This window comes from Streptomyces mirabilis (genome assembly GCF_018310535.1).
GTDB lineage: Bacteria > Actinomycetota > Actinomycetes > Streptomycetales > Streptomycetaceae > Streptomyces.
Map to the genome: position 1 here is coordinate 967,443 of NZ_CP074102.1, position 24,345 is coordinate 991,787.

Here is a 24,345-nt window from a genome sequence, read left to right on the forward strand (position 1 = left end):
CTTCTTCTCCCCGCCGCCTCGCAAGGAGTTTTCTGCCCATGACCTTCGACGACGAGAACCTGCCGATCCCTCCGGACATCTCCTGGTGGCACGCCTCCGTGGCCTTCCCCGACCCGCACACGGACGCCGCCCGGGCCCTGGCGACCGCGCTGGCCGGGCGCCGCTTCCACTTCCTGCGCAAGGACGCCGGCGTGCGCCTGCGCACCGAACAGCCCGCCACCGGCTTGCTGGACCAGCTCGTCGCCGACCGCGTGATCACCGGCTGGACGAGCGGGATCTACGAGCCGGAGACCCATGCCTTCGGCGGCCCCGAGGGCATGGAGGTCGCGCACGACGTGTTCTGCGCCGACAGCCCGGCCGCGCTCGCCGAGACCGGCACCCCCGGCGCCCGCGAGCGCAACGTGATGCTGCTGTCCGCCATGATCCGCGAGGCCGGGCTGGACCCGTTCGAAGCCGGAGACGTGTACGCCCGGTGGGCCGCCCTGCGGCCCCCCGTCACCCCGCCCCAGGGGACCGCGCTGGAGCAAGCCGTCTCCGCGATGCGGCGGCTGATGAACGCGGACGCCGCCCGGCGCCCCGACGCGGAGGCGGGCTGGGGCGAGCGCGTCGCCGCGTTCGAGGACGCCGGCCGCCACCTGCGCCGGCTCGCCGCCGACGGCCGACTGATACGCGGAATCCGGGGCGTCATCGCCCACCACGCGATCTTCGCGTTCAACCGCGCGGGCGTGCCCGCCGACGCGCAGGCCGCCACCGCGTGGCTCGGCCGTCACGTCGCCTTCTCCGCCGGAGAAGGAGCTGACGTGTGTACCCGCAAGTCCGCATCCGCGGACCCTAGCCTCCCTCGAATGGAGACCACCGTGACACCCGTGACCGACCCCAACCAGCTGCGCGAAGCCCTCGCCCAGCGGCTCGTCGACAGCGGCCACCTGCGCAGCCAGGCGGCCATCGACGCCTTCCACACCACCGACCGGCACGCCTTCCTGCCCGGCGTCGACCTGGAGAGCGCGTACAAGGAGGACGCGGTCCCGATCAAGCACGACGAGCACGGGGAGATGATCTCCTGCATCTCCGCGCCGTCCATCGTCGCCACCCAGCTCGAACAGCTCGGCGCCCAGCCCGGCCACAAGGTCCTGGAAGCCGGCGCCGCAACCGGCTACAACGCCGCCCTCCTCGGCAAGATCGTCTCCCCCGGCGGGCAGGTGTGGACCCTCGACGTCGACCAGGACCTCGTCGCCGGCGCGAGCCAGCACCTCGCCGAAGCCGGCGTCGACAACGCCACCGCAGTGATGGCCGACGGCGCGGCCGGGCTGCCCGAGCACGCCCCCTACGACCGGATCATCTTCACCGTCGGCGCCGGCGACGTCCCCGTGAAGATCCTCGACCAGCTCGCCCCCGGCGGACGCCTGGTCCTGCCGATGCGCATCCGCGGCAGCATCTCCCGGAGCTTCGCCTTCGAACGCGACGGCGACACGTGGAAGACCGTCTCCTGCGAGATGGCCACCTTCATCCCGCTGCGCAAGGGCGTCTGCGACGACGTGTACACCCTCGTGCCGATGGCCGGCGAGGGCAACGTGCGCCTGGAGACGTTCAGCGAGCAGGACGTCGACCGCGACGCGCTGCGTACCGTCCTCGACCAGCAGCAGACCAAGCTCTACACCGGGGTGAAGTTCCGGCAGGGCTCCGCGTGGGAGTGGCTGTACCTGTACCTGGCCTGCGTGCTGCCCAACGGCCTGTCCCGGCTGCCGGGCCAGCGCCCCGGGTTCACTCCGCACTTCGGGTGGGGGTCCATGGCCGCCCTCGACGGCGGGTCGCTCGCGTACCTGACCATCCGCGAAGGCGAGGACGAGAAGGGCCGGTACTGGGAGGTCGGCGTGATCGGCCACGGCGAGGGCGGCGCCGACCTCGCCGAGCGCGTCGTGAGCGAGATCCGCGCCTGGGACGCGACCGGCCGCAACGACGCCCCCGAACCGGGCTTCCGGATGGCCGTCGCGGACTCGCGTGACCGGCTGACGGCAGACGACCCGCGCTTCGTCGTCGACAAGCCCTACAGCCGTCTCGTCGTCGACTGGGCGCGCAAGGGCTGAGCCGATGATCCCCGCGATAGCCAGCCGCATCCCCCTGGTCCGCCGCACCAAAGCGCCCGCGCTCCCCTTGGAGGAGCGCATCAACCATCTCACCGGGCTGACCGTCGCGCCCGCAGGTGCGGGCCACCACGACCTGGTGGCCCGCACCTGCGGGGTCCTCAACTACGCCGCGCTCATCGCCTCCGACGTCGGCCTGCCCGACCTGGCCGAGGATCTGTGCTGGCGGCAGCACCAGGTCTTCGCCAACGCCGGACGCCTCAGCGGACGGGTCGCCGTCATGTCGCTGATGCCGCTCGTCAACCTCTCCCGGTTGCAGACTCGCGCCGGCCACGGCGAACTCGCCTACGACTTGTTGTACTGCCTCAACGACGCTGCCCGACACCGGAACAAGACTGACATCGACGGCCGCACCGTCGACCTGTCTGCTCTGACCGGCACGGACGAGGACCACCGCACGGTGTGCCAGGAGCTGTACGTCACCCTGCTCGTGGACGGCGCCCGCGCCCTCGCCCAGATCGGGCGGTGGACCGAGGCCGCCGACGCCATGGCCCAGCACCGCGGCATCGGCAACCGGCTCCTCGACGGCCGCCAGATCAAGATCATGGCCCTGATGGAGCAGGGCCTGGACCAGCAGGCCCGCGACCTGATCGACACCACCCAGCCCGCCGAGCCTTGGGAGAGAGCCATCGCCCTCCTCCTGCACGCCCACTGCCGACCCGCAGGCACTCCCGTCCCTGAACCCGACCTCGACCGCACCCTGGATGAAGCCGTCCAGCTCCTTGCCCATCCGGATCCGCCGACCGCCGCCTTCCAGACTCGGACGGGCCTGTCAGCCCTGGAGCTGGACCGCACCGGACGCCACGCCGCCCGCGTACTCAACTCCCTCGTCAGCGTCGCCCGACTCGACGCCTACGCCGCACGAGACGCACTGCACCACCCCGTCGCCGCGTCCGCCCTAGGCGACGGGGCGACGGACGCGCTCAACGCAGTGATCGCCACGGCCGGACTGGGATCCGGCGTCCTGTCCGCCCACCACCAGGAGGCTCTGACGGGCGCGGTCGGCCACGCCGAGACAGAGCTGGTGAAGCTGCTGCAGGCCGAACCAGACCCCGGCTAGGAGGGGACGACCCGGATGCCCCGCCGTACATCCCCACGCTGTTTGACGGTGTCGGCGTTTCGGCCATTTCCTGCCCGCAGCCGCTCCAAGCCAGACCAGGGATCCCGCGCCCGCGGGGTTCCCTGACGCAGGAAATAGCGGGCTCCCCAGCACGACCGAATGACGTGTGTTCGATATCGCAGCCGTGTCGTTAGACCTCACGACTCTGCCGCAGCGACCGTCCTAGGGGGAACGATGACCTCGGCCATTACACAGGACCAGCCGCCACAACCGCCCAAGGGGACCGCGCCGGACAACGAACCGCAGGAGGCCGGTGTTCGAGAAGAGGAATACCTCTACCGCGACGAGTCACGGCTCCAGGCCGGCTCCCTGCTGACCTCCCGCACCATGGCGCGGCGCCTTCCCTCACTCGTGCGGCGCTCGGTGCAGATGGCCTGGCGCGTGGACCGCGGCGCGACCATCGGACTGCTGGTGTGCCAGATCGGGACCGGCGTCCTCGCGGCCCTCGGCCTCCTAGCCGTCACGGGCACGATCACCGCGCTGATCGCCTCGGGCGACATCACCGAGCGGCTGTGGGATGCCGCCCCGCAGCTGGCCGTGATCGCCGCCGCCGCTGGCCTGCGCGCGCTACTGGGCATCGCCGTCGTCTGGCTGACCGGCCGTCTGCGCCCGGTGCTCGGCCGGGCAGCGGAGCTGACGATGATCGAGGCCGCGCTCGGCGCGGAATTGGCCGCCAACAACAAGCCCGGCTACAACGACGCCTACGACATCGCCGACCGCGGCGCCCAGGTCACCCCCGACCTCGTCGAAGAAGCGCAGGACGTCCTCGCGGCCACCGCCACGCTCGCGGCCAGCGCCACCGTCCTGACCGTCCTGCACCCCCTGCTCCTTCCCCTGCTCTTCCTCGCCTGCCTGCCGCAGGCCGCCGCCTACGTCCGCTCCGCCCGCGTGCTCTACCTCGCCGGGCTGGAGACCTCCGGGCGCCGCCGGATGCTGGGCAAGCTGCGCTGGCACATGGCCTATCAGGAGTCCAGTGAGGAAATGCGCGCCTGCCTGGCCGGCCCCTTCCTGATCAACCGGTACCGGCGGCTGGCCGCCTCGGTCAACGCGGCCGAACGAAAAGCCGCGAACACCGGTGCCTGGATGGGACTGGCCGGAGCCGTGGCCGGCGGGATCGCCTCGACCGCGGTGTGGGCGGCGCTGCTGTGGCTCCTGGCCTCCGGGCGGATGAGCCTGGCGGCCGGCGGCGGCGCCGTCTTCGCTCTCCAGACCGCCACCGGCTCGGTGCGCGGCATCATCAACGGCGGGGCCCGCCTGGTGCGCACCGGCTGGTACGTGCAGGACTGGCAGAACTTCCTCGACAACGCCCACGGCCAGGCCATGACCGACTCCCGCGGCACCGCGCCCGTGGCCGTGCCCCCGGAGCGTTTCGAGGTCCGCGACGTCACCTACCGCTACGACGGCGCCCCGAAGGACAGCCTGAGCAACGTCTCCCTGCACGTGCGGCGCGGGGAGATCGTGGCGCTGGTCGGGGAGAACGGCTCCGGCAAGACAACCCTCTCGCGCCTGCTGTGCGGGCTGCTGCTGCCCACCGAGGGCGACGTGGCCTGGGACCACGCCTCCACCGCGGACCTGGACCCGTGGGGGTCGTGGGAGCACGTCGCGCTGGTGCCGCAGAAGTTCACGTACCTGCCGCTGACGATGCGTGACAACATCACGTTCGGGCAGGGCGACACCAGTGACGCGGCTCTGCTCGCCGCATGCGAGGCGTCCGGCGCCGCGGAGATGCTGCCGGGCCTCCGCTCCGGCCTGAATACCCTCCTGACCAGTGAGTGGTTCGGCGGACAGCAGCTCTCCGGCGGGCAGTGGCAGCGCCTGGTCCTCACTCGCGCGTTCCACCGGCAGGCGGCGCTGCTGGTGATGGATGAACCCACGGCCGCCCTCGACGCCCGCGCAGAGCACCGGATCTTCGCCGGCCTGCGCGAACTGGCCAAGGACCGCGCCATCCTGCTGATCACGCACCGGCTCACCAACGTGGCTGTCGCCGACCGGATCGTGGTCCTGGATGAAGGGCGGATCGTCCAGGAGGGCACCTACGCCCAACTCACCCAGGAGCCCGGTCTGTTCCGGACCCTGTGGGAGCTGCAGCGCCGGATGAGCGGCGTTGCCTCCTGATCACCGCTCGCCGGTCCGCGCTGCGCACTCGCCCGTCCACCGTCGCGAAAGGCAGAGATACGTGACCTCTCCCGTCTCCCCTTCGGATCACGTCACACCGCGTACGGCTCTGCCCGCAGCGCAGTACGCCGCATCCCGGCATGCGGCGTGGCTCGGCGCCGCCGCGATCATCACCGACGAGGTCGGCCGGGTCCTGCTGGTGCACCCCACCTACCGCAAGGACGACTCGTGGCTGCTGCCCGGAGGCGTCGTCGAACCCGGCGAACACCCGCACATCACCTGCCGGCGCGAGATCACCGAGGAACTGGGCCTGGATCTGCCCCTGTCGGCCGTGCTCGCCGTCCACTCCTTCTCCCCGCACCACCCCGACCTCCAACCCGGCACGCCCTGCCCCGGAGAGGTCCGGTTCGTCTTCGACGGGGGAACCCTCACCCCCGACCAGGCGGAGGCGATCCGCCTGCCGCACGAGGAGCTGTCCGAGTACGCCTTCCTGGAGAGCCGGGACGCGGTGCAGCGGCTGCGCCCCGTGGACGGGCAGATCATGCTCGCCGCCTACCGTGCCCGGCTCGGGAACACCGCCACCGCTCACCTCGCCGACGGCCGGCACATCCTCGACGTCCCGGCGCTGGACCGCCACGACGTGCACGTCCGCTACCGGCCCTTGTGGGACAGCCCTCTCAACCGCGGCCCCGTCCCCGGGCAGCTGCCCATGCAGCAAGCCTGGGCGTGGTGCTTCGTCCCCGACGGCCGGGTCGTCCTCGTGGCCGACCCCGGCCCGCGGGGCGCGCTGCCGATGCTGCCCGGCGGCACCATGGAGAGCACCGACGCGACGCCCGAGGACACCCTGCACCGCGAAGCCGCCGAGGAAGCCCAGCTCACCCTGGCCGATCCGGTGCGACTGGGCTGGGTGCTGGACGAGACCGGCGAGGTCTACGGCGGCGTGGGGCCCAACGCCCGGCTGCGCCTGGCCGCCCGGGTCACCGCCATCGGGCCGGCGGCCGTCGACCCCGCCACCGGCCACCCCTTCGCCCGCCTGCTCACCACCCCCACCCAGGCAGCCGCCCTGCTGGGCTGGGGCCCGCCCGGCACGCGGCAAGCCCAGCTCGCAGGGGAAACAGCACGGGATCGGTGGGGCCTGCCCACGGCCCGCGCCGCCTCCATCGAGGAGATCCCGGCGGAGGGGATGCGGCTGAGCTGACCCGAACGACCGCCCCGCCTCCACTCGTCCCGCTCCACGTCCCTCTGAGGTAGCCCCATGCCGTTGTCGCACGACCACATCCGCACCACTGTCGAGACCTACCTCGCTCGCCACCCTCACGAGCGCGAGCAGCTCGGCGGCCTCCTGGACGCCCTCGACCGTCCTACCGACATCGCCAGCCGCTCCACCTTCACCGGACACGTCACCTGCGGCGCAATCGTCGTCGACCCGCTCGGCCGCGTCCTGCACGTGCTGCACCTGGCGAGCGGGAAGGTCCTCGCCCCCGGCGGACACACCGAGCCCGCCGACGAGTCCCTGGCAGCAGCGGCGCTGCGGGAGCTGCACGAGGAGACCGGGATCCCGCCCCAGGCCGTCACGCCGTGGCCCGGCTACGAGGCCGTGCCGTTCGACATCGACATCCACGACATCGACGCCCACCCGGGCAAAGGCGAACCCGGACACCAGCACTTCGACCTCCGGTTCCTCTTCCGCCTGCACACTGCGACAGATGTGCCGGTGGTGCTGCAGGAAGAAGAGGTCGGCGGCATCGAGTGGCGGCCCGTGGACAGGGTGACCTCCCCGTCCCTGCGCGAGAAGCTGCTCAAGCTCCCGCCGAAGACCGAACCGGATACGGCCAACGCCTCCGCCCTGATCTACAACGACCGCGGCGAGTACCTGCTCCACCTGCGCGACTACTTCCCCGGCCGGATCTGGGAGCCGGGCATGTGGTCCCTGCTGGGCGGCGGCCGAGAGCCCCAGGACGCCACCCTGGAACACACCGTGCGGCGCGAACTGGCCGAGGAAGCCGGCCTCGACATCGCCGATCTCACCCCGTTCGGCACCGAGTACGCCACCGACGACGCCGGCGCGACCGTGCCCATCGCCATCTACGCGGGCCGCTGGAACGGCGATCCCCGCGAGCTCCACCTGACGGAAGGGGTGATGCTGGCCTGGTTCACCCCCGACGACCTCCACCGCCTCCGTATCACAGACACCACCAGCGACCTCGCACGGCGCCACGCCGCCAGCCGCCCCGCCGGCACCGCGCCACAGAGCGGGCTCTCATCCCACGAGGAGTGCCGGTCTACCTCCCCGCACGGCACGGTCCTCAACGTCATCGGCGTCCACCTCTACCTGGAACGGCCCGACGGAACGGTACTGCTCGGACTGCGCCACCCCGACTCCGCGTTCGCGCCGTCCACCTGGCACGTCCTGGCCGGCCACTGCGAGCAGGAGAACGCCATCACCTGCCTGATCAGGGAGGCACGGGAGGAAGCCGGCCTGCACATCGAGCGACCGGACGTCGAACTCGTCCACGTCGTCCACCACATCGACCGCGCCGGGGACCGGCCCCGCATGGGCCTGTTCTTCCGCACCCGCACCTGGAGCGGCGAGCCGGAACTGCGCGAGCCGGACAAGTGCACCCAGTGGAGATTCTGGGACCCGGTCGCGCTCCCCGACAACCTCGTCTCCTACACTCGGGTGGCCATCGGAAAGATCCAGAACGGGGAGCTGTACAGCGAGACGGGCTGGCCCGCATGACCGGCACACCGAGCGGCGCACCCTGTCACGTGTCTGTTGCAACTGCGGCCGGACGTCCGGGCACTCGCCTCGTGGTGATCCGCGGCAACTCGGCGTCAGGCAAGTCAAGCGTGGCCCAGGGCCTGCGAGACCACTACGGCCGCGGTATCGCGATCGTGGGCCAGGACGTGATCCGCCGGAACGTGCTCAGGGAACACGACACCGCGCGCGGCGCCAACATCGCTCTGCTGGGCAGGATCGCGCGTGACGCCCTGGACGCCGGCTTTCACGTCGTACTCGAAGGGATCCTGTACGCCGACCGTTACGGCCACATGATCACGTCCCTGGTACGGGACCACCGCGGCGTCTCCAGCTGCTACTACCTGAACGTGCCGCTGGAAACGACATTTGTCCGACATGCGTCGAAGGCGGATGCCGCGTACCTGGAGCAAGTCACCGACACCCACCTCGCCTCCTGGTACCGCGAGCTGGATCTATTGCCCGGCGGTCTGGAGACCGTGATCCCGGCCGCCAGCACGCTACAGGACACCGTCGCGCGCATCCTGCGCGAAATCGACCTGGCCTCTGCCTCTCCCGTCCCGCCACCGCAGTGCCAGCCGTCACAGGGAGACTCGATGAAGCCTCTGGTGTTGATGTCCGATCCCCAGGTCGCCGCGATCCCGGTGCGCGAGTGCGGGGAGCCGCTCGTCGACGTGCGCGATTACAACTTCCGCGTCGATCCCCGCAAGCAGGATCCGCTGGGCGCGTTCACCCACGTCCGCGAGGGCGTCCTGGCCCGCCTGAAGCACGCCCGCTCGCTCCTGCCCGCTGGCACCGACCTGCTGTTCATCGAGGGCTACCGGCCGCTCTCCCTCCAGCATCGTTACTTCACCGAGTACCGGGACGAGCTGGCCGCCGCTCAGCCCGGCTGGACAGCTGAGCAGCTGCACCACGCCGCCAGCCGCTACGTGTCACCGCCAGAGATCGCGCCCCACTCCGCGGGCGCGGCCGTGGACGTCACCCTCGTCGACCAGGACGGCCACGAACTCGACCTCGGTACCCGTGTCAATGCCTCCCCCGAGGAGAGCGACGGGGCCTGCTTCACGCACGCCCCGAACCTCAGCGATCAGGCGCGTCACCACCGCACGCTGCTGCTCAACGCCATGGAGAACGCGGGCTTTACGAACTATGGAACCGAGTTCTGGCACTTCTCAGTGGCGGACCGGTACGACGCGCTGATGCGGCAGAAGTCGCACGCTCGCTACGGACCGATCGAACTGCCTTAGAGGGCAGCCGGACTCGTCCACTTCCTCGCCATCCCTTCCGATTCCGGAGACACGGGAGCGCGGCCATCGCTCCTTGGCCTGACGCAATCCCAAGACCGCGACGGACCGAGCACATCGAACGGAGGCACTTATGCCTGACGACACCCAGCAGGCGATCCCAGCCGTCCCGAGCCCGGCGGACGGAGACGTACCGCCCGAGCACCACATGCACCTGCTCGGGCGGTACTACCGCCAAGTGGAAGCAGGGCGCAAGACGATCGAAGTGAGGGTGGCCACGCCGAACAAGCGCGACATCGGCGTCGGCGACACGGTCGTCTTCCACGACCGGGACACCGGCCAGGAACTCGACGTCATCGTGCAGCGGATCACCCCGTACCCCTCCTTCGAGGACCTGCTCAGCTCGGAGGACGCCGCACGCATCGACCCCGACGGGCCGCCCGGAGACCTGCTCGCCAACCTCCGCAGCATCTACCCGCCGGCCAAGGAAGCCCTCGGCGCTCTCGCCCTCGCGTTCGACCACCGCCCTGCACGGCCGGGCCGCCCCATGCCGATGACGCCCACGCAGTACGCGCAGACCGTGCCCCACCACACGGTGTACGGCTGCCTCTACATCCGCGACGCGAACGACCGGCCGGTCCAGCTCCGCTCGGTCTACGGCTCGAGACTCTGGCAGTTCCCGGGCGGCAACTTGGACACCGCAGGCGAGGACCCGCTGCAGACCGCACGGCGAGAGGCAGTCGAGGAAACGAGCCTCGAACTCGGTCTGGAAACGCCGAAGCTGCTCCTGACGCACTTCCTGCACGCCGGGCCGCGCCAGCCGCTGAACAAGGTGGGGCTCATCTTCGACGGAGGCCGGCTGACCGCCGGCCAGCTCGGCCGGATCCGCCTCGATCCCGCCGAGCACGACATGTGGGCCGTCCACGACCTCGCGACCTGGCAGGAGCTGATGGCACCGCGCGCCTTCGCCCGCCTCGACGCCATCGAACGAGCCCGGCGCGGCGAGGGCCTCGCCTACCTGATCACGCACACCTGATCCCCAGCACCCCCACCCAGGAGGCAACCGTGCCCGCCGAGGACACCAACACCAGGGCCTGGCAGATCTACGGCCAGCGCCAACTGGCCCGCGCCTACACCCCGCCCATCCCCGACCGGCTCGGCTGGGCGCCCTGGGAAGGGATCGGACCGGGAGCAGAAGTCCTCGGTGACGTGGCCGGTCGCCAGGTTCTGGACATCGGATCCGGAGCCGGCCACCACGCCGTCCACCTCGCCCAGACGTACGGAGCCCGCGTCACCGGCATCGAGCTGTCCCCTACCCAGCACGAACGCGCCGTCTCCGCCCACGCGGACGTTGACGGCGTGGAGTTCGTCCAAGCAGACGTGGCCGCGTACCTGACCGGAGCCGAGCCGTTCGACGCCGCGTACGCGATCGGGACTCTCGCCTTCATCGACCCGCACCGCTCGCTGCCGGCACTGCGCGACGGCCTGCGTCGCGGCGCTCCTCTGATCCTCTCGCTCCTGCACACCGACCTGCACGGCCGCGGCCCGTCCACGGAGGTGGCGCCGCGCGAGCAGATGATCCTGCTGCGCGACGACCCGCCCCTGCCGACACAGATGTGGGTCTTGGCACCGCAGCTGTGGGAAGACCTGCTCACCGAGTACGGCTTCCGCGTCGAGGCAATCGACCTGTTCCCGCACCCCGACGAGAGCGCCACGGTAATCCAGCAGCTCATCCGCGCCCGGCGACTGCCCGACCGGCCGGCGCGCGTCTCCAGCCGCACACGCAGCACTAGAGCACCAGCCGCACACGCGGCCGTCGGCGTCGGAGCGATCCTGCTGAGCGAGCAGGGCATCCTGTTGGGCCGGCACCGCCGCGGCACCCTCGAACTACCAGGCGGCAGCGTGGAGGCCGGGGAATCCTTCGAGGACGCGGTGATCCGCGAACTCGCCGAGGAGACTGGTCTGGTCGCTCGCGCCGATGACGTGAGGCTCCTGGGCACGCTCATCGACCACGTCGCTGGTGTCCTGCGGGTCACCGTCGGCGCGCTCGTGCACGCCTGGCAGGGGCAGCCCGCCACGCAGCCGGACGAGAGCGTCGGCGACTGGGCGTGGTACCCGCTCGATCAGCTCCCCGACGGCCTGTTCGTATGCAGCGCCCAGATTCTCACCGCCTGGCGGCCCGACCTGGCCATCGACCACCCGTCGGCGCACTTCACTGCCTTCGCCCCAGCCAAGTAGGCGGCGCATTGGCACAACAGCCGACACCGATGCCCTCCCGCGACACGGCGTAGGTGCCGCGCCCCCGGTTGCAACACCCCACCGCTCAAACTCAAGTTGGAGTCCTCCATGTCGCATCTCTCCATGCGCCGGTCCATATCCTCGGACGGCGCCGTCGGCACCGAACGCCTGCATGATCTGGAGCGGGCTGCCGTGCGCCACGGAGTACCCGTCGAGGACGTGGTGCTGATCGCCGTCAACCTGTACGGGATCACCTCCGACCAGGACCGTCACCGGGCCCGGGTCAACCTCCGCCTCGCACGCCGTCCCGACGTTCCCTGGCAGATCATCGTCCCGCTGAACCAGCCGGCCAGCCCGTTCCAGCTCCGGGGCGACGAGCTGTCGCTGAACGGCGAGGTAGTCGCGCACGTCGAGCGCATCGATGCCGACGAGGCGGTCGGGGGGTACTTCCGCAACGACGGCCGCGCCGCGACCCTCAACCCCAACGCCCGCAGCCGGTGCGTCGGGTGCGGCTGGTGCCCGAACACCCTGGAGGCCGCCGCCGATCCGAGGATGCAGGAAGACCAGGGACTCGACGCCTTGCTGCGCGCCCTCGGCGAGCAGCACCCCCGCCGCAGCCTGGCCGAGCTGACCGAGGTCACCGTCTCCACCGGCTGTTTCGAGCGCGAGGAGGCGGCCGTCGCGCACCTGACCGCCCTGCGGCCCGCTCTGGAGCGGGCCGGCGTCAAGGCTCGGATCGGCTTCCTCACCTCCGTGCTGCGCAGCGACGAGGCGTTCGAGACCATCGCGTCGCAGGTGTCACCGTTCGTGCTCAGGCTGACGGCCGAGCACTTCACCCGGCGGGAGGCACTGATGAAGGCGACCAAGGCCGACCTTCGGCCGGAGCAGATGCCGGACCTGCTGACGCGGGCGCGGGAGGCGGGGCTGGACACCTCATACACGTACATCGTCGGGCTGGACCCGATGGAGGACCTCGTGCGCGGGGTGAACGCAGTGGCGGGCGAGGTCACCGCGTTCCCGAACTTCCAGGTCTTCCAGGCACACACGGTGATGATGCAGGGGATGCGGACGCCGGGCGCGGAGAGCCTGGAGTACTACCTGCGGGCGCGTACGGCGATCGAGCGGGCCATGGCGCCGACCGGGCTGCGGCCGGTGGGCTGGGAGTGCTACCGGCCGCTGTGGTACTTCACCTACGCGGGAGAGGACCTCGTCGATGGACCCCGCTGACGCGGTCATCGACCGGGTGCAGGTCGAGCGCCTCGACGAGAGCGTGGCGGGTCCGTGGAAGGCTGGCGACAGTCGGTTCGCGGTAGTGGTCGAGGCCAGCGAGGTGAACGGGGTATTCGCCCCGGTCGACGAGCTGCCCGCCGCGCTCGTCGCCTCCCGGCTTGGGCAGAGCGCTCTGCGGCACCCCGTGGCCGACCACACCGGTCTGCTGCGCAGGCTCCTGGCCGAACTCGGTCCGCAGGCGGCGGGGCTCGGGCGCTGGGCGGTCGGGGCGTTGGACTGCGCGGTGTGGGACCTGCACGGCCGCCTCGCCGACCTCCCGGTCGCGGCACTGCTCAGCGACCGGCCCGCGCCGCGGGTGCCGGTCTACGCCTCCTGGCTTTCACTGGACCTGGCCGCCGAGTCGGCCGCCGAGTCCGTCAAGGCCACCGCCGGTGAGGGGTTCGCCTTCACCAAGTGGGCCCTGCGCGGCGCTGAAGCCGCCGAGATGGTGCTGCTGGCCGAACTGGCGGCGAAGTGGGCGGGGGACAGTGTGGCGGTGGACGCCCTGGGCGCATGGGGGCACCTGCGGACCATGGAGGTTGCACCGCTCCTCACTCCGGAGACGGTGCGCTGGGTGGAGGACCCGCTCGCGCGGACCGACCGGACCGCGTACACGCATCTGCACGAGCAGGCGAAGGGGCTGCGGATCGCGTTCGGCGAGCGGCTGTCCCATGTGGAGGATGCCAGGGCCCTGCTGGAGCACTGCCGGCCGGAGGCGTTCACGTTCGACGCGGTGTGGTGCGGCGGCATCACCGAGGCTCGGGGCTGGCTGGGCGCCGCCCACGACGTTGGGGTCCCCGTCCACCTGCACGGGCGGGCGTTCCTGCCCGCCGTGCACCTGGCCGCAGCCTTCCCCGACGCGGCGGGCGCGGTGGAGTACCAGGTGGTGTGGGAGCCACGCCGCCAGCGGGCACTGTGCGGCACGCTCCAGCCGGACGGCGGGCACATCGCTCTCCCCGACCGGCCCGGTCTCGGGATGGAGGTGCGCCGGTAATGCCCAGGCACACAGACGAGTTGGCGGTCCGCGGCCGCCTGGAGCGGCGCGAAGGGACAGAGCTGTTCGTCGTGGACGAGCGGCTGAGCGGCTACGACACCTTCCTGTCCACGACCCTTCGCCTCGACCGGCCGGTGCACCTGCCCGAACTCCCGGTCCGGATCCTTACGTTCGACGACGTCACCGTCCTTGCGCCCCTCGTATCCGTCCTGCCCCAGGCGCAGGCCGGCGAGGGGTGGAGCGGCACGCTGCTGATTCCGCACGGCGCCCGCCCGCCGACGATCCCCGACGACCTCGCCCAGGCCGCTGCCGAGGCCGGGGTCGACACCAGCGGCTGGTCGCCAGCCGAAGCAAGGCAACTGCTGACCTTCCTCGGCGAATCCGGCTCCGGGCCCGTGCGCACCGAGCGGATCGGCCTGATCATCGCGGCTCTGGCGGGTCGTTCGTGAACGCGGCCCCGGTGCGGCTGGTGAGCCTCGATGTCGGATACACCCTGGGCGAGCCGTCCGGAACGACGTTGACGCAGCGCCTCGTGGAGCTGTCCCCGCTCCCGGCCCGGCAGGCGAAGCAGATCGCCCAGCAGATCCTGCACGCCCTGGACCCGCGCGCCGACGCGACAGCACCGCAGACGGTGTGTGCCGCTCTGGGGATCGCGCTGTCCGCCTTCCCCCACGACCACCGTCCGCCCGGCTTCGCCCTGTGGCCTGGCGCGGTGGAGGCGGTGGCACGGATCGCGCGGGTCGTGCCGGTGGTCACCCTGTCGAACGTGAGCCACTGGGACGAGCAGGAGACTGACGTCGCAGCCCTCCTCGCCCCCCACCTCCGGGCTCATCACCCGTCGTGGCAGCTCGGGTTCGCCAAACCCGACGCGCGCGCCGTGGAGACTGTCGCCCGGCTGCACGGCCGCGCCCCCGCAGAGGTGCTGCACGTCGGGGACAGCCTCGACTACGACGTACGCGGGGCCCTCGCCGCCGGAGCCCACGCACTGTGGATCACCTCGCGCCCGCCGTCGTCCGAGGCACTCCGGCTGCTGGCCGAGTACCCCGGCCGGGTCACGGCCGTACCGGACCTCACCCGTGCGGTCGAGCACATCGAGCAGACCGTCCTTCCGTCAACCCAGATGATCAGGAGTTTCACCCCGTGAGCCAGTTCGACACCACTGCCCCGTACTACGCCGCCTACCGGCCCGGCATCCCGAAGGAAGCCGTCGAGCTGCTCGCTCAGCGGGTGGCCGGCAAGGAGCACCGGGCCCTGCTCGACCTCGGGTCCGGCACCGGGCAGGTCCCACTGGCCCTGGCCGGGGCGATGACGGAGATCGACGTCGTCGAGCAGGACGCGGGCATGCTCGCCGAGGCCGACAAGGCGCTCGCCGGGCTGCCGGTCACCGTCCGCCTGCACAACGCTCACGCCGAGGAGTTCACCCCGCCCGCCTCGTACCGGGCCGACGTCGTCACGGTCTGCCGCGCCTTTCACTGGATGAAGCAGGACGTGGTGCTGTCGCGTCTGGAGGGCATGACCACGCCGGACGCGACCGTCGCGGTCATGGGCGACGGAAGCCTGTGGACCGCGCGCACCGCGTGGACCGACGCCCTGCGCGCCCTGATCCAGGAGTACCTGGGAGAGGAGCGGCGGGCCGGGGTGGGCAAGAAGTACGCGGCGCACAACCGGCCGTACCGCGAGATCCTCGCCGAGTCCGCGTTCGGCCAGGTCGAGGAGCACACCGTCGCCGTCGAGCGGGAGTGGAGCACCGAGACGGTGATCGGCTACCTGTACTCGGCCTCCTTCGCCGCCCGGCCGCTGTTCGGCGAGCGGGTCGACGACTTCGAGCGCCGTGCCCGGGCTCTGCTCGACGAGCACGTCGCCGGCGGCGGCCTGATCGAGCACGCCTCCTTCCAGATCGTCCTCGGCCGGCGCGGCTGACCCGCTCCTCTCCATTCGCGCCGGGGCGGCCCCCCCCTTCCCGCCCCGGCCCCTTATCCCGTCCTTTTGGAAGGAGATCCACCATGCCCAGTCCTGTGACGTGGAGCGACGGCGAGCGGCGCCGGTTCGTCGCTGACGGCGTCCTCATACGCCGTGGCCTGGTCCACGGCGCCGTCCTGTCCCGGGCCCGTGACCTCGTCGGCGGCTGGCTGGCCGAGGCGTACGACCCCGCGCGGCTCACCCCCTACACCGAACGCAGCTTCGCCCCCGAGCTGGAGGAGCACCCCGACCTCCTGGCCCTCTACCAGCGAAGCGGCCTGGCGGAGTTGGCCGGAGACCTGCTGCGGCCCGCGAGGCCCGCCCCGGTCACCCGGGCGCAGATCCAGATCCGGCTTCCGCACGGCGCGCAGCAGCCGGTGAAGCGGATGCATGTCGATGGCGTCTCCTGCCCCCACCTGGAACCGCGCGACCTGCCCACGTTCACCTTCATCGTCGGCGTCGTCCTGGACGGCAGCGCCACCGCGGACGCCGGCGCTCTGCACTACGTGCCCGGAGGGCACCACCGCATGGCCGACTACTTCGCCACGGACTGGGTCCTGGGGCAGCCGGCCCAGACCCCCGACGACATCGACGCCCAGGACGGCACCCCCCTCACCGCCGAGCCCAGCGACGTGGTCGTGATGCACCACCTCGTCCCGCACCGAGTCGGCCTCAACACCAGCAGCACCCCGAGGGTGATGGCGTACTTCCGGGTCCAGCACGCCCAGCACCCCGACCTCGCCCTGCGCGCCCTGTCGGAACCGTGGTTGGAGTACCCGGCGCTCGGCGCCCTCGCCCGCCCCGGAACCGCGTGAGAAAGGGGAGCACCGTGGACATCCTCACCCCCGCCCAGCTCCCCGACGCGGCCCGGCTCCTGGCCGCCGGGCAGATGGTCGCCGTACCCACCCCCCGCTGGTACATGCTGTGTGCCCACGCCGACGACCCCGCCGCCACGAACGCGGTCTTCCGCGCCAAGCAGCGCCCCACCGCCAAGCCGCTGCTGCTCCTGCTCGACTCCCCAGCCACGGCCGAGACCCTGTTCAACCTGAGCAGCGACGCTCGCCTGCTGACCGGCGGCCTATGGCCGGGGGACCTCGCACTGCGTCTCCCGTGGAAGCCCGCCGTGGAGCCCGTCGCGGCGGTCGGCTCCCCTGCGCTCGTCGGATGCCCCGACGGAATCCTGGGCCAACTGGTCGCCCTGGCCGGCGAACCGCTGGCCGCCGCCGTGTGCAGCATCTCCACCCCCGCCGCCGGCGAGAAGGACCACCCGGCGCTCACTGCCGGCCAGGTCGCCGCCTTTGAGCGGACCACGGGGGCCGGGATCGGCGCGGTCGTCGACGGCGGTATCTGCCCGTACGGCCGGCACATGACCATCGTCGACTGCCCCGCGGACGCCGCCGCCCGCCTGGAGCGGGAGGGCACCGTCCACGCCCGCGCCGTCGAAGCCGCTCTCATCCCGGCAGGAGGACCGCATGTGGGCTGACCTCGCCCGCCGCACGAACCGCCTGGTGCCCGACGCGTCGGTGGCCGCCGTCGCCGACGCGCTCGACTACCTCTGTCTCGCCCAGCTCTACCTGCGCGACAACCCCCTCCTGGCCCGGCCTCTGTCCCCGGCCGACGTCAAGACGCGACCGGCCGGCCACTGGGGAGTTTGCCCGCCCGTCAACCGGATGCTCGCTGCCCTGGGCCCGCTCCAGGCGGCCGTCCCCGACGGCTACGAGCTGCACGTCCTGCACGGCGCCGGGCACGCCGGCCCCTCCGCCCTCGCCCATGCCTACCTCATCGGCCGACTCGGTCACGCCCACCCCCACTTGCGCCAGGACGCGGCCGGACTGCGCGAACTCGTCGCGGGCTTCCCCCGGGCCGACATCGGCGGGGAGATCACCCCGATGATCCCCGGCCACCTGCACACCGGAGGCCAGCTCGGCCCCGCCCTCGCGATCGGGCAGGGCACCGTCCTCGACGCGCCCCACCGGCTGTCCGTGGTCCTGATCGGCGACGGCGAGTGCGAGACCGGGACGACCGCCGCCTCCTGGCTCGCCACCCGCGCCCTGCACGGCACGGGCGACCACGGCACCGTTCTCCCCGTCGTCCTGCTCAACGGAATGCGCATGGGCGGCAAGAGCCTGCTGTCCACCCTGAGCCGCGCCGAACTCACCGCCTATTTCGCCGGCCTTGGGCACCGGCCCGTCTACAGCGACGGTCTCGACACCGGCCAGCTCCGCCAGGCGGTGGCCGAAGCGCTCGGCGCCGCCCAGCCCCTGGGCATTCCGGGACCGTCGAGCGTCCTGGTCCTCACCCTCGACAAGGGCCACGGCGCCCCCGCCCACCTCGCCGGCACCCCGGCGGTCCACAAGACGCCGCTGCGCGACCCGGCCGATGTGCCCGCCGAGTTCGACGCGCTCGCCGACTGGCTGGCCTCCTACCAGCCCACCCAGCTCCTCACCTCCAGCGGCCGGCCCCGGCCGCACCTGCTGCCCGCGCTCCCGCTGCCCCGCCCCGAGCCCGACGGCCTCCCGGCACCGCGCGGCTGCGTCGCCGCCTCCGCCCAGGTCGCCAGCCGCGCCGCCGGGCGCCCGTTCTCGCAGGTGGTTCCCGAGGTCCTGCGGGCCCGCGCCGAGCAGGGACCGTTCCGCGTGTTCAGCCCCGACGAGCTGGCCTCCAACCGCCTCGACCTCACCGACGAGGACGGACGCCCGGTGCCGTGGACGGTGGAAGTGCTCAGCGAGGAGTTGTGCCACGCCTGGGCCCAGGGCTACACGGAGACCGGCCGGCACGCACTCGTCGCCACCTACGAGGCGTTCGCGCCGATCACCCTCAGCCTCGTCCAGCAGCAGCTCAAGCACCGGTCCGTGCGTCGGCACGCCGGGCTCGCCCCGCTGCCCAGCCTGGTCTACCTCCTGACCGGCCTGAGCTGGCACAACACCCTCACCCACCAAAACCCCAGCCTCACCTCGGCGCTCCTGGCCGGCGGCGACCCCACGCTTCACGTCCTCACCCCCGCCGACCCCGCGCGCACCGCCGCCGCCCTCACCTTCGCCCTACGCAAACTCGGCCGGTGCACGCTCGTCGTCGCCGGCAAGCACACGAGCGTCCACCACCCGCTGGACACCCTCGACGAGGAACTGCGGCACGGCATCGCGATCTGGCCCAACCTGACCCACCCCGGCCCCGGGGAACCCGACCTGATCCTCGTCTCCGTCGGCGACCTGCCCGCCGAGGCCCTGACCACCCTCGCCCAGCGGCTCCGCGCCGAACGCCCCGGCCTGCGCCTGCGGTACGTCCACGTCCACGACCTCACGGCCCTCGCCGAGGACGGCACCCGCCCCCTCGCCCTCGCCCCGGACGCGTTCGCCCGCCACTTCGGCACCCGGGCGCCGATCGTCCTGGCCACCAGCGGGCACCCGGCCGACATCCACGCCCTCCTCGGCCGCCGTCACCCCGGGCCCCGGCTCACCGTACTCGGCTACCGCGACCCCGGCCGCCCCGTCTCCCAAGCCCGCCTCCGACAGCTCTGCGGCCTCGACGACGCCAGCCTGTGGCAGCTCGCCACCACCCTCACCGACACCCCGAAGGAGATACCGGCATGAGCACCCCGCTCCCACCCGTCGCCCCCGCCGCCGCCGTCATCGACAACTTCGAACGCGACGGGTACGCGGTCATCCGCGACGCGATCACCCCCGCCCTGCGCGACCAGCTCCTGACCGCCGCCGAGAAGCTACTAGCCAGCGACATCACCCAGGGCCGCGACCGAGGAGGCGACGGCAAGGACGGCTTCCGCGGATGCCTCAACCTCGACCCCGCGTTCCTCCCGCTCCTCGCCAACCCGTCCGTCCTGCCCACCGTCGTCCAGCTCCTCAGCCCGAACATCCACCTGCTGTCCGCCCACCTCATCGCCTTGCCCAGCGGCCCGCCCCGCACCATCCGCATCCCCGGACGCCACGGCTGGCACCGCGACATGTACGGCGTCACCGCCGACCTCGGCTTCCCCCACACCCCCCGCATGGCCATCAAGGCTGCCCACTACCTCACCCCCGTCACCCCCGACTGCGGGCTGACCATGTTCCTCCCCGGCAGCCACCGCCTCACCGAAGAACCAGTCGTCCCCGCCGGCGCCATCGACCCACCCGGCGCCATCACCCCCAACATCACCGGAACCGACGCAGTCCTCTTCGAGAACCGCACCTGGCACACCGGAGGCATCAACCTCTCCGGCCGACTCCGCATCGCCCTGATGCTCCAGTACGGATACCGCTGGCTCCACCCCGTCGACGACCCTGCCACCAACCTCCGGAAAGACTCCGCTCTCACCCCCATCGAGCAGCAGCTCCTCGGCCTGCCCGACCGCCACCCGGACGGATCCCTCGCCAAGGGCAGCGGAGCCGCCCCCATCCGCTCGTGGTGGGAGACCGGCCCGTGGACCCCCCTGTCGGCCAAGAAGCGCTAGCCGAGATGATCGCCGTCGCCGAAAAAGCCGGAGAATCCGCCCTCGGCGGGCTCACGCTCCACCGGATCGCCGCCGACGGCACCACCGCCCCATGGCCACCGAACACCGGCCTCGACGCCACGCATCCTCTCGGCGTCCACCTCACCCACCGACTCCTTCACGGCGCCCCCCGCCGTTCAAACCCCCGCTAGAACCACAACCACGGGTACGCCACAATGACCCCACCGGTACGAGCACCACGAGGGAGCACAACATCGTGAGCGAGCCGACCGCCATCCTGCTCATCGGGATCACCGGCTCCGGCAAAACCCACCTCGCCCAGGCCCTCGCGGACCACGGCCTCGTCCGACTCAGCGTGGACGAGGAGGTCCACCGTCTCCACGGGCGGTACGGCGTCGATTACCCCGAACACGGGTACTTCGAGCGTGAGGCCCCCGCGGTCGAAACCGTACGCGCGCAGCTCACGGAGCACCTGCTCGTCGGCCACTCCGTCGTCCTCGACCACGGCCTGTGGCGTCGCTCCGATCGCGACGAGTGGAAGAAGACAGTCCGCGCCGCGGGCGGACGCCCGCTGATCGTCTACCTGCCGGCGTCCAAGGAGGAACTTCTGCGGCGCCTCGCCGCACGCAACCAGCGCCAGGACGCCAACGCGCTCGCCGTCACCCCCGAAGCCCTGGACGACTTCTTCGCCCGCTTCGAGCCCCCGGCCGAGGACGAGGACGCCACGGAGTACCACGGCGACATCGACGCGGTCTACTCGATGACGCAGTGAGACCCGCACGCGACGCCGGCCGACTGGGAGACAGGAAGCCCCTGCTCGGCTTGGCGCGGGGGAACTGGTCCGATTCTCGGTGCCGCTGCTCTGCTGGACCCCCGGCCCTCAACTCGACGCGCCTGAGGCAACAGCCCGAAGCAGCGGCGTCAGCTCCTCCGCCAAGGCGAGGAGGACACGGTCTGCGTACGCCGGTCCGATGATCTGGACGCCGATCGGCAGCCCCTCCTCGGTCGTGGTCACCGGTATGACCAGGCTGGGCAGGCCAACGTGGCTGGTGAGGTTGGCCCACCCGGTCTGGTCGAAGAAGCTGCGCTCCGTGCCGTCGACTGTGAGCGAACGGCTGCCAGCGGGGATCGCGGGGGTGGGGGCGGCTGGCGTGAGGAGGACGTCGTGCTCCGTGAAGAACTGCTGCCAGGTCTGTCGGAGCCTGGCTCGGTCTTCGTCCGCACGGAGCCAGGTGCGATGGGTCTGGGTCCGGTGGCGGAGGAATGCCGCGCGGGGGCTGGCGTCGTCGTCCCGTAGTGCTCGTGCGGCGGCGAGTTCCTCGGCTGCGGCTTCGTCGCCGGCGGTGGCCGTCGCGGTGGCGTGCAGGAGCTGCTCGAACAGGCGCGTGGAGTCACCGAAGTGCACGGGGCCTGTGGAACGGCGGACCAGGGCCCCGGTCCTTGACAGCGTCTGCTCGACGGCGGCCAGGGCCCGTGCGGTCGCCTGGTCGACGGGGCAGCTCGGGTCCTCAGCCCAGATCGCGACGCGCAGCTGGTCGATGCTCTTGCTCGGCGTCGGCAGTTCCACGCGCCAGGGTGTGTTCTCGCTCGGCGACGGTGTGGTCAGCGCGGCAAGCAGCAGGTCGAGGTCTCGGGGGTGGCGGGCCAGGGGTCCGGGCGTGACCATGTCGCTGCTGGTGAGCCAGCCCGGCAGCCTGGGGATATGGCCGCGGGCCGGGACGAGCCCGTGCGTGGGCCGAAGGCCGTACACCCCGCAGTAGTGGGCCGGCAGGCGGAGTGAGCCTGCGAGGTCGCTGCCGAGGTCGGCGGGCGTGAGGTGGGCGGCGACCGCTGCGGCGGGTCCGCCGGAGGAGCCGCCGACTGTGCGGGCTGGGTCGTGCGGGTTGAGTGTGGGGCCGAAGAGGGCGTTGTCGGTGTGGAGGTCCTGGCAGTAGGCGGGGGTGTTGGTCTTGCCCATGATCACCGCGCCTTGGTGGCGGAGTCGTGCGACCGCGTCGGCGTCCCGCCCGGGGATGTGGTCCTTCAGGTCGTCGGCTCCGCTGGTGGTGCGCAGGCCGGCCGTTTCGAAGCTGTCCTTGATGGTGAGCGGGAGGCCATCAAGGATTCCAGTATTCTCGCCGCGGGCTCGGCGTTCGTCAGCCGCGTGGGCGGCTTGCCAGGCCGCGTCGTCGCGGGTGATGACGGCGTTGACGGTGCTGCCGTCGATCCGGTCGAGGTGGAGATCGAGCAGTTCGCGGCTGGAGATCTCGCGGCGGTCCAGGGCGCGGAGCTGGACGTGCGCGGGCTGGCGGGTCAGGTCGGTCGTCATGCGCAGGCTCGCTCGGTGTGGGGGGTGCGGGCTGGTTCGTGGGGAAGGTGTCGGGCGACGGCGAGGAGTGCGGCGATCTCATCCAGGGGCCCACTGGTCTGGCGGTCGGCGTCGGCGAAGTCGGTGAGCTGGTCGGGGTCGGGACGTTCGCCTGCGGCGCGGGCAGCGATGCCGGCGACGATTTGGTCGGCGGTGACAGCGGCGTTCAGCTCTTCGCCATGGAGCCCTTCCGCCCGGTGATGGGCTTCGCTGCTCTCGCGCACCCTTGTGTCGAGGTACGGGCGGATCACGAAGCGGCCGTCACGGATCTCAACCACGCGCCGGTAGAGCTTGATCCCGATGCCGCGGAAGCGACGTCGCTGGTCGGGGTCGGCCCGGTCGATCGGCAGGGCGATCTCGGGCACCTCGCTGTAGAAGGCCAGCCACAGGGGGCACAGGCCACGGTAGCTGCGGTGCTGCTTGATCCGGTGCTGGACGCTGCGGGCCTGGTCACTGACCGTGGGCACCAGCCAGCCGATGAGGGTGAGCATGGCGCCGACGTCGCCGCAGGTCCAGGCGAAGCTCTCCCACTGTGCCAGGGACCTGTCGAAGGCGCCCGCGATGACGTCGCCGATCCGGACGGCGCTGTATCCGAGGGTGATGGTGGCGCCCAGGGCGACGACCCGCAGGCCGATGCGGACGGAGGCGCGGCTGCTACGTCGGGCGAGTCGCCAGCAGGCCCGGACGAGGAACAGCTCTCCGAGGGTGTAGGCGGTGACGTACAGGGTGAGGTACGCCGCGTACAGGTTGTCGTGGGCGTAGTACAGCGTGAAGTCGATCGGTCTGGGGGCGCTGGGTGTCAGCAAGGCGAACAGCACCAGCAGCCCCGCGATCACCCCGAGGCCCACGCTGAGCCACGTCCGCGCCCTCTTGCGGGCGACCTCGGGAGGCGAGCCCCAGTAGGTGAGAACCACCTGCTGGCAGGCGATCAGCGCGACCACACATCCCATTGCCAGCGGCACGGAGAGGTTCACGGTGCCCAGCACTCGGTCGAGGTACTTCCACATCGGGGTGATGGAAAACAGGAACGACAGGCCCGACAGCAGAAAGACGGCGGCCAGGGCGGTGGAGGCGGGGTCGCGTCGCCGGGCGGGGACATCCCGCAGGAGGCACAGGAATCCCAGTGCGGCGACGACGAGGCTGATGGGGTGGAGCAGGTCCTTCACCGTCGCGCCTCCCGTCGGCGCAGCAGGGTGTGCGTGACCCGGTCCTGGACGTCGTCGCCGGAGGACTCGTCGCTGCGCAGCCAACGGTCGATGATCCGGCTCTGGACGAGCGAAGCGAGGAGTTCGGTGTCGCGTTCCTCGGCCTCGTCGTACTTGGTCCGCCCCAGCATCATCTGCACGACCGCTGGGTCCATGGTGGTGATGAGAGCCGGCGCCAGGGCGGACAGAGGGCGGGACTCATGGTGCCCGAGCAGCAGGTGGCTGAACTCGTGAGCGATGATGTGATCTTGGTGCAGAGGGCTGGTCCGCGGGTCGTAGAACACATAGACGGCACTCTCGGTGACGGCACATGCCCCGCAGACCGACGGCGCCTGCTCTTGCGGCTCCAGAATTACCTCGCGGCCGGTGCGACGGGAGATCTCGTCCCGTAGGTCGCGGACGCTTGTGACGTGGGGGAGGTCCAACTCGGCCAGGAGATCCCCCTGGCGTCGCCTACGTACAGACCACATTCTCGTTCCTTGCTCATTTCCTGAACTGCAGCCAGAAG

General features: G+C 71.5%; 22 protein-coding genes. 18 read left to right on the forward strand and 4 right to left on the reverse strand.

Annotation, left to right across the window (positions count from 1 at the left end; translation table 11 throughout):
- Nucleotides 1–38: 38 nt before the first annotated feature.
- The 17 genes from fxlM to SMIR_RS04520 all read left to right on the forward strand — a co-directional run bounded on the left by fxlM (nt 39) and on the right by SMIR_RS04520 (nt 20,285).
- Nucleotides 39–2,084 (forward strand): methyltransferase, FxLD system, encoded by a 2,046-nt coding sequence (fxlM, locus tag SMIR_RS04440; protein ID WP_212726557.1) that lies wholly within the window; start codon nt 39–41, stop codon nt 2,082–2,084.
- A 4-nt stretch (nt 2,085–2,088) separates the two neighbouring features.
- Complete coding sequence (locus SMIR_RS04445) at nt 2,089–3,201, forward strand: hypothetical protein (RefSeq protein ID WP_212726558.1); 1,113 nt, start codon at nt 2,089–2,091, stop codon at nt 3,199–3,201.
- A gap of 234 nt (nt 3,202–3,435) precedes the next feature.
- Nucleotides 3,436–5,376 (forward strand): ATP-binding cassette domain-containing protein, encoded by a 1,941-nt coding sequence (locus tag SMIR_RS04450; protein ID WP_212726559.1) that lies wholly within the window; start codon nt 3,436–3,438, stop codon nt 5,374–5,376.
- A 61-nt stretch (nt 5,377–5,437) separates the two neighbouring features.
- On the forward strand, nt 5,438–6,574 hold the full coding sequence (locus SMIR_RS44255; protein ID WP_212726560.1) for an NUDIX hydrolase: 1,137 nt from the start codon (nt 5,438–5,440) through the stop codon (nt 6,572–6,574).
- 57 nt (nt 6,575–6,631) lie between these two features.
- Nucleotides 6,632–8,116, forward strand: a complete 1,485-nt coding sequence (locus tag SMIR_RS04460; protein ID WP_212726561.1) for an NUDIX domain-containing protein — start codon at nt 6,632–6,634, stop codon at nt 8,114–8,116.
- A complete protein-coding gene (locus SMIR_RS04465; RefSeq protein WP_422664399.1) occupies nt 8,113–9,381 on the forward strand; it encodes a M15 family metallopeptidase in 1,269 nt (422 codons plus the stop codon). Before SMIR_RS04460 ends, SMIR_RS04465 begins: the two co-directional genes overlap by 4 nt.
- 130 nt (nt 9,382–9,511) lie before the next feature.
- Nucleotides 9,512–10,414 (forward strand): NUDIX domain-containing protein, encoded by a 903-nt coding sequence (locus tag SMIR_RS04470; protein ID WP_249938348.1) that lies wholly within the window; start codon nt 9,512–9,514, stop codon nt 10,412–10,414.
- A gap of 29 nt (nt 10,415–10,443) precedes the next feature.
- Nucleotides 10,444–11,616, forward strand: coding sequence for a bifunctional class I SAM-dependent methyltransferase/NUDIX hydrolase (locus SMIR_RS04475; RefSeq protein ID WP_212726562.1), 1,173 nt, complete (start codon nt 10,444–10,446; stop codon nt 11,614–11,616).
- 123 nt (nt 11,617–11,739) lie between these two features.
- Nucleotides 11,740–12,843, forward strand: coding sequence for a hypothetical protein (locus tag SMIR_RS04480; RefSeq protein ID WP_249938349.1), 1,104 nt, complete (start codon nt 11,740–11,742; stop codon nt 12,841–12,843).
- Nucleotides 12,830–13,879, forward strand: a complete 1,050-nt coding sequence (locus SMIR_RS04485) for an enolase C-terminal domain-like protein (RefSeq protein ID WP_212726564.1) — start codon at nt 12,830–12,832, stop codon at nt 13,877–13,879. Before SMIR_RS04480 ends, SMIR_RS04485 begins: the two co-directional genes overlap by 14 nt.
- Nucleotides 13,879–14,328 (forward strand): hypothetical protein, encoded by a 450-nt coding sequence (locus SMIR_RS04490; RefSeq protein ID WP_212726565.1) that lies wholly within the window; start codon nt 13,879–13,881, stop codon nt 14,326–14,328. Before SMIR_RS04485 ends, SMIR_RS04490 begins: the two co-directional genes overlap by 1 nt.
- Nucleotides 14,325–15,023 (forward strand): HAD family hydrolase, encoded by a 699-nt coding sequence (locus SMIR_RS04495; protein WP_249938350.1) that lies wholly within the window; start codon nt 14,325–14,327, stop codon nt 15,021–15,023. Before SMIR_RS04490 ends, SMIR_RS04495 begins: the two co-directional genes overlap by 4 nt.
- The gene (locus SMIR_RS04500; RefSeq protein ID WP_212726566.1) at nt 15,020–15,799 is read left to right on the forward strand and encodes a class I SAM-dependent methyltransferase; all 780 of its coding nucleotides are present in this window, start codon (nt 15,020–15,022) and stop codon (nt 15,797–15,799) included. Before SMIR_RS04495 ends, SMIR_RS04500 begins: the two co-directional genes overlap by 4 nt.
- Nucleotides 15,800–15,882: 83 nt before the next feature.
- Nucleotides 15,883–16,653 carry a phytanoyl-CoA dioxygenase family protein gene (locus SMIR_RS04505; protein ID WP_249938351.1) on the forward strand — a complete coding sequence of 257 codons (771 nt, stop codon included), beginning with the start codon at nt 15,883–15,885 and terminating at the stop codon, nt 16,651–16,653.
- A 14-nt stretch (nt 16,654–16,667) separates the two neighbouring features.
- A complete protein-coding gene (locus tag SMIR_RS04510; protein ID WP_212726567.1) occupies nt 16,668–17,321 on the forward strand; it encodes an L-threonylcarbamoyladenylate synthase in 654 nt (217 codons plus the stop codon).
- Nucleotides 17,311–19,428, forward strand: coding sequence for a phosphoketolase family protein (locus SMIR_RS04515; RefSeq protein ID WP_212726568.1), 2,118 nt, complete (start codon nt 17,311–17,313; stop codon nt 19,426–19,428). Before SMIR_RS04510 ends, SMIR_RS04515 begins: the two co-directional genes overlap by 11 nt.
- Nucleotides 19,425–20,285, forward strand: coding sequence for a phytanoyl-CoA dioxygenase family protein (locus SMIR_RS04520; protein WP_212726569.1), 861 nt, complete (start codon nt 19,425–19,427; stop codon nt 20,283–20,285). Before SMIR_RS04515 ends, SMIR_RS04520 begins: the two co-directional genes overlap by 4 nt.
- On the opposite strand, the gene SMIR_RS04525 is transcribed toward SMIR_RS04520, so the two are convergent.
- A complete protein-coding gene (locus tag SMIR_RS04525; protein WP_212726570.1) occupies nt 20,282–20,434 on the reverse strand; it encodes a hypothetical protein in 153 nt (50 codons plus the stop codon). The two genes, SMIR_RS04520 and SMIR_RS04525, sit on opposite strands and share 4 nt — an antisense overlap.
- A gap of 107 nt (nt 20,435–20,541) precedes the next feature.
- On the opposite strand from SMIR_RS04525, the gene SMIR_RS04530 reads away from it, so the two are divergent.
- Nucleotides 20,542–21,057 (forward strand): P-loop nucleotide/nucleoside kinase family protein, encoded by a 516-nt coding sequence (locus SMIR_RS04530; protein WP_212726571.1) that lies wholly within the window; start codon nt 20,542–20,544, stop codon nt 21,055–21,057.
- Between the two features lie 108 nt (nt 21,058–21,165).
- Here the strand turns inward: SMIR_RS04530 and SMIR_RS04535 are convergent, their stop codons facing one another.
- From SMIR_RS04535 to SMIR_RS43265, 3 genes are read right to left on the reverse strand one after another with little or no spacing between them, the layout of a single operon-like run.
- Complete coding sequence (locus SMIR_RS04535; RefSeq protein WP_212726572.1) at nt 21,166–22,593, reverse strand: amidase family protein; 1,428 nt, start codon at nt 22,591–22,593, stop codon at nt 21,166–21,168.
- Nucleotides 22,590–23,798, reverse strand: coding sequence for an MAB_1171c family putative transporter (locus SMIR_RS04540; protein ID WP_212726573.1), 1,209 nt, complete (start codon nt 23,796–23,798; stop codon nt 22,590–22,592). Before SMIR_RS04540 ends, SMIR_RS04535 begins: the two co-directional genes overlap by 4 nt.
- A complete protein-coding gene (locus SMIR_RS43265) occupies nt 23,795–24,307 on the reverse strand; it encodes a ParH-like protein (RefSeq protein WP_249938352.1) in 513 nt (170 codons plus the stop codon). The genes SMIR_RS04540 and SMIR_RS43265 overlap by 4 nt, the downstream gene beginning before the upstream one ends.
- Nucleotides 24,308–24,345: the final 38 nt, after the last annotated feature.